The sequence below is a fragment of the Syntrophales bacterium genome, assembly GCA_030655775.1.
Taxonomy (GTDB): domain Bacteria; phylum Desulfobacterota; class Syntrophia; order Syntrophales; family JADFWA01; genus JAUSPI01.
Genome location: JAUSPI010000003.1, coordinates 1 through 5,584, shown reverse-complemented (window position 1 = coordinate 5,584; position 5,584 = coordinate 1). Strand labels below are relative to the sequence as shown.

5 protein-coding genes are annotated in these 5,584 nt (G+C 42.9%); 1 reads left to right on the top strand and 4 read right to left on the bottom strand.

Annotated features, from left to right (window positions below):
* Positions 1-267 precede the first annotated feature (267 nt).
* Complete coding sequence (locus Q7J27_00105) at positions 268-966, top strand: 4Fe-4S double cluster binding domain-containing protein (GenBank protein MDO9527543.1); 699 nt, start codon at positions 268-270, stop codon at positions 964-966.
* Positions 967-1,409: 443 nt separating this feature from the next.
* Here Q7J27_00105 and Q7J27_00100 read toward each other — a convergent pair whose 3' ends face one another.
* The 4 genes from Q7J27_00100 to Q7J27_00085 form a co-directional block, all read right to left on the bottom strand.
* Complete coding sequence (locus Q7J27_00100; GenBank protein ID MDO9527542.1) at positions 1,410-1,703, bottom strand: hypothetical protein; 294 nt, start codon at positions 1,701-1,703, stop codon at positions 1,410-1,412.
* A gap of 1 nt (position 1,704) precedes the next feature.
* Positions 1,705-1,848, bottom strand: a complete 144-nt coding sequence (locus Q7J27_00095; GenBank protein MDO9527541.1) for a hypothetical protein — start codon at positions 1,846-1,848, stop codon at positions 1,705-1,707.
* A gap of 67 nt (positions 1,849-1,915) precedes the next feature.
* Positions 1,916-3,181, bottom strand: a complete 1,266-nt coding sequence (locus Q7J27_00090) for an MFS transporter (GenBank protein MDO9527540.1) — start codon at positions 3,179-3,181, stop codon at positions 1,916-1,918.
* A gap of 471 nt (positions 3,182-3,652) precedes the next feature.
* Entirely contained in the window at positions 3,653-5,293 is a 1,641-nt protein-coding gene (locus Q7J27_00085; GenBank protein ID MDO9527539.1) for a transposase, read from the bottom strand.
* Between the last annotated feature and the right edge of the window lie 291 nt (positions 5,294-5,584).

The window sequence follows — 5,584 nt, the reverse complement described above, 5'->3', positions numbered from 1 at the left end:
TTAAAGCAATCTTAGCTTGGAAAATAGATCAAAGGAGGGAAAAGAATTAAATGAACTATATGGATTTCTTAAACCATGGATTGATAGGAATTAAATGAACTATATCTGGTAACATAACTATACTCGCAACATAACTGCTATGTACGTAACACCGGGTGCTTGACTGATATTTGATAACCGGTCATTATCTATCTGTTGTTTCTTTTCTTCGGAAAATAGATATACTGTCCCAGGAATTTCCCGGAATTTGATGACGAGAGACAGGTGATGATGTCGGAAGATCCAAAAAACGATCACCGTGAGCTTATTGCTGCCATTCTACGTAAATGGCACATTGAATATTTTGGCATTGCCGATCTTGACGGAATATCGACACCTGCCGATAATAACGGTAATCAATTCCCTCGCGCCATTTCATTTGCCGTGCTGATGGATCCGGGAATTATGGCAAGTATTCGCACCGGTCCGAACGAGCAGTACGCCGAAGAGTACCGCCGTGTTAATGACTTAATCAACGAGATTGCAGTAACCCTTGAAACAACAATCCGCAGGGCTGGCTTCTGTGGTTATATGATTCCCGCCTCAGATCGCACCGATCCTGTCAATATCAAAGGAGATTTTCCCCACAAAACAGCCGCTACCAGGGCCGGCCTCGGCTGGGTTGGCCGTAACTGTCTCCTTATCTCCAAACGACACGGCCCATGGCTCAGACTCGGGACTGTCCTCACCGATCTTCCTGCCAGATGTGATTTGTCAGTTACGAAAAGCTATTGTGGCACATGCAGGAAGTGTGTCGATGCATGCCCGGCAGGAGCGCTCATCGGTAATGCCTGGCAACCGGGAATGCCCCGCGAAGATATGCTTAATGTTTTGAAATGTGATGAGTGGAAAAAAGAATACTTCTTTCAATTTAACGAAGGCCATAATTGCGGCATCTGTGCCGCGGTATGTCCTTTTGGAAAGTAAATTGTCAGAGATATCCAAAATTGAAGCTCCCCGCAGCAAGCTACGGGGAATCTACGACTTTCAAGGAACTTAAATTTGCAAACACATTGTAAGTTGTTAATATTTCTTGATATTTACCAGAAATAATGAATTTGTTAAAAACGTAAGTTACTTCCAATTATAATGCCGTAAAACGGCATAGCGGAGCTGTTAAGGAAATTTGTTGATTTTATTCGCTCGCTAACCCCGCCGCAAGCAGCGGGGAATGCGCTCGCTGTTCAGTTCAATCACGCTATTAAGCACCCATTGGGTATTTGGGGAAATATGCTGCCTGGTTCACCTGTTATGACAGATCAGAAAAATCGACAAAAAATAAACGAGTTTTCCTGAACAGAAAAAAGCAGGCTAAAATATATCAGCCTGCTTTTTTTACATCTCTCTGAAGTGAGGAAACGCTTCTTTATTTACGGTTCGTAATAAACTGGTTCTCCCAGTTCTGCAAAGGAAAAGTTGGCAAAAATATTGTGCCCGTTGTAGTCAAGAACCCGTAAGTCATCGGTTTGATAAAGATCTCCCATGACAACCAGAAAACGCTTCCCGTATGTTTTTTTGACCTTTTCCATGGGGAGCTCAACAGCGATAAATTTTCTAATTCCCTTCGTTTCAAGCTTCTCAATAAAATCAGCATCAGTCATGGATTCATAAGAAGTTAGAATCAGAATTGGTCCCGTTCCGGTAAAAATAACAACTGCCTTCATTTTAATCTCCTCCTTTCTTTTTTAAAGAGGATTTGTTGAATAAGCCCTTATCTTCTCTCGAAGAATAAGAACCACCGGGCGGTTGCCTGACTTCATTATGATAGTAATTTTCATCATGCAACAGCCTTACAATTCTTAGTTTCATACATTAGCAGTATAAAACAAAGATGGTAGTGTGTCAATAATCTGATGCATTAGCTATAACGTTTTCATCAATTTTTGCTTTTCCTATCCCTTGGGGGGAATTCGGGGGGCAGCATACATATTGTTGCCTCTTTTCTTCGGGAAATAGATATGCTATCCCCTAAATCGACTGTTCCTCCATCATTAATTTTAAGTCTCTTTGCTTCAAACCTGTAAACGCCAAATCCTATTAAGAGAGCAAGACCCGCCGCAAAGAAAAGAGCTCCAAAGCCTGCCCATTCACCGATATAACCCAGCATGACAGATCCTATAAATGCCCCTGTATCAATTCCACCTGTAAAGATACCGGTAATTTTGCCGCGGATGTTGACAGGTTCGTTTCGTATGGCCAGTGAGTTCAGGCACGGGAAGAGAAAGCCATGTCCACACCCGGTCACCAAACCAGAAAGAACCAGAATCATGTTTCCTTTCATGAAAATCAAAATCAAAAGGCCGCCCCCGGTCAGTATCAGAGCGTGGGGGATGATCCGGTCTTCTCCGATCCTGTCCGCGAGTTTGCCCCCGAAAAGCCTTGTCAGAATAGCCGCTCCCGAGTAGGAGATGTAGTAAGTGGAAATAAAAGCAATCCCGCGTGCTTCGGCAAATGGGGAAACAAAACAGCCGACGGCCGCAAGGCCGACCCCGAATAAAATGGAAATCAATGCTACTATCAAAACCTTTCGCTTTAACAGGACAGAGGAAAAGGACTGGCGCCGTTCATGTGGGACGTGCACGAATGATTCGGGAACAACAAGATGGGTCAAAAGACTGAGTATCGCCATTCCTGTGGCGGCAAGAAAAAAGATGGAAAAGCCGAAGTCCCGGATTATAAGCTCACCGACGGCAGGCCCGATGGCCAATCCCATGATTCCCGCAGCCCCGAACATGCCGATGCCTTCGTTTAAGCGTTTTTCGGGAACAATGTCGGCTATATAGGTGAATGAAGCTGTGAAGCAGATGGCCAATCCCACGCCGTGTAGAATTCGTATAAGGATGAGCGGAAGATAAAAGTCGGACAGGTCCCCTCTGCAAAAGAGGTACATAGTGGGAACGATGCTCATGATAACGCATCCAATGGTATAACTTTTTTTCCGACCGATCCTGTCAACCATATCAGAAATCCAGGGACGACAAAGAACGGCAGATAGAGCAAAGACACCCATAATAATCCCTATATCTGACTTGGAACCTCCATGGTGCGTAATGAAAAGAGGAAAGAGGAAGAAAGCGCCAAAGCTTGATACGTTAAACAGGTTGGCAAAGGACATGGTGATAAATGGGAAGCTGTATAGCATGTAACTCCTCTTAAGTTTACAAGTTCGTAAAAAGTCTTTTCGGAGCGAATTTAAGCATTTTGGGAAAAAGATGCTGGTAGTGACCGGCGTTAAGAAAATCTAACTGTTTGAGTGCGTTAGCACGAGTTTTAGATTTTTAGCCGGGCAATAACAGCATCCACAAAATGGTTCTGAGCAAAGAAAACTGACTTTTTACGAGCGCATCTAAGACTCTGTTGATTTAACAAGTTTTTGAAAAACGTAGCATGTACCCTGGATTGACATTATTTCAAAAGTTCTTTGAAAATTTTGTTGATGAACGAATCGCATTATTTATACTGGGTGTTCTTTGAAAACGTCCCCACATATTAGCAATGATCAGCCATGTGGTTGGCAACATCGTAACTACCTAAATATATTAATAATATAGCACGCCTTTCGCCCCCTGCCGTATGTGTCGCCATTTTGTTTCGGTTGACAAGGATGTCTGACTTAGCAGCATCCTTGAACGGCCGGTTCCAAATAGCCATACTGCTGCCCATGACGGATGAAGCGCTTTACATTACAGGCGAGGACAGCAAATATCAATTGTAAACTCGTTCTGTTTCTGTCTCTGTGACGGGATTTTCTCACACCGTGCGCACGTGTTAATTCTGAAACAGTACCTTCCACCCCTGCTCTTGTCGCACATTCCTTGCGGTATTCTTTGTCACTCATGTATTTGCAATGACGAGCAGCACCTGTATATCCTGTCTCATCAATTGTAAATGTCGCTACTCTTTTTCCTGTCTTGACCGGACAACGTTCCGATTCAGGGCATGCACGGCATACAGACACATCGAAATGAACGATAATCCTGCCCGTTTTTTCACTTCGATTTTGCTCTATCGGTACTTGACCATTCGGACATTTATTCACACATCCCGACCTATTGGGACCGGTTTGTTCATCAAAACTTATATCGAAATCGCCTGCGTCCAGAGGACGGTCTTTTTGTCCATATGCCTCGAAGGATTGTGAGCGACCGGCAGATGGACCTTCGAGAGAAATTCCGTTTTCTTCAGATTTAAGAATCGTCTTGCCATTGACAAATCCGGCATCTCCATATTGTTTTTCGGGTTTGAAGTTATTGTCAATTAACCGCTGCTGTATTTCGGGCTGTTGACCTGAATCGGAGGCAGTGGCCGGAAGGAGTTCAACATCTGTGATGAACTGAGTCTTGTTTTCAGAAGAACATGTTTCGGTAACAAAGGCTTTATCACCCGTGACACGCTGTTTGACCTTGCGGACATAGCGTGCCTCCGGGTTATGGGGTGTACAAATCGTATCCTTGTCGGGCTTCTCTTTTATTATAATTTCGGGATCTGCACCTGATGTATCTTTTACTTCACACTGCTGGGTAAACACCTTGGATAATATCCTGAATGTTTCATAGTGCTTTATCTGATTATGATTTTCGAAAGCACAATGAAGAATGTACAGGTCTTTCGCCATCAAAGCGACTTTTCTCTGGGCAAGTTCTTTATCTTTCTCTGTGATATCGAAATTATTTTCAAGATATTCTCGTGATAGTTGTCCTTTAATGGATTCATATAATCCCGGCTTTTGTTTTCCTAATGACTGCAGGAATTTCCGAATCGTTTCTTTAAATAACCCGTATCGCGATAATGTCCGCAGCCAGCCATGTATATAAAACGAATCTGTCCTTTGCATCTTGACGGAAGTGCCGCAGGCCTTAATAAAAGCATCCGTGATTTCGACAAACATATCCCGGCAGATGTCGTCTTTTTCCAGGAGCTGAAAGAATTTAAAAAGTGTCGTATGATCTATTTGGGCTTCTCCCATGGGTGTACATGTGGCTATCAACCAATCGATACGTCTGGGAAACAGATACTCGCTGGCGCGCCATGTCAATTTTTCAGTGCCCATGAAGATTAACAGGGATATCATTGTCTTTATGGAAGCATTTGGTCTTCCTTCGGTTTCGGAATACAGATGACGAAATTTTTCTTCGTCAATAAGGGGCAGCACTCTTTCTTTGAAAATGAAACTCCAGTCGTCTTTAGAAAGAATACCTGAGAAGTAATGGTCCACCTCGAAAAGAGATGATTGGGCACTTGTTGGACGAAACATGGCAACCTCATAAATAATAGGATATGTAAATATTATCAGTGCGTTACTGTACTTTATACGCCCATACAAGTCAAGCATTATTTTCGTTTATTTCTTGTATATTCAGCAGGTTAAATCTTGTTTTGACCTGTCGAGGATTAAATCAACAGAATCATATATTTCGTCAATGTTTTTCTGAATGTTGATCGTGTGCTCAATCGCTGTTGCTGTTTTGCAGTAATGTTTAATATCATCCAGAGACAAGATTTTGCCTTTTTAGAAAAATGTAAACCCGTCCCCAATTAGTTCCGC

Bases quoted from the DNA above. Each gene is read 5' to 3' on its own strand.
- Q7J27_00105 (MDO9527543.1), top strand. From the start codon at position 268: ATGATGTCGGAAGATCCAAAAAACGATCACCGTGAGCTTATTGCTGCC.
- Q7J27_00100 (MDO9527542.1), bottom strand. From the start codon at position 1,703: ATGAAGGCAGTTGTTATTTTTACCGGAACGGGACCAATTCTGATTCTA.
- Q7J27_00095 (MDO9527541.1), bottom strand. From the start codon at position 1,848: ATGAAACTAAGAATTGTAAGGCTGTTGCATGATGAAAATTACTATCAT.
- Q7J27_00090 (MDO9527540.1), bottom strand. From the start codon at position 3,181: ATGCTATACAGCTTCCCATTTATCACCATGTCCTTTGCCAACCTGTTT.
- Q7J27_00085 (MDO9527539.1), bottom strand. From the start codon at position 5,293: ATGTTTCGTCCAACAAGTGCCCAATCATCTCTTTTCGAGGTGGACCAT.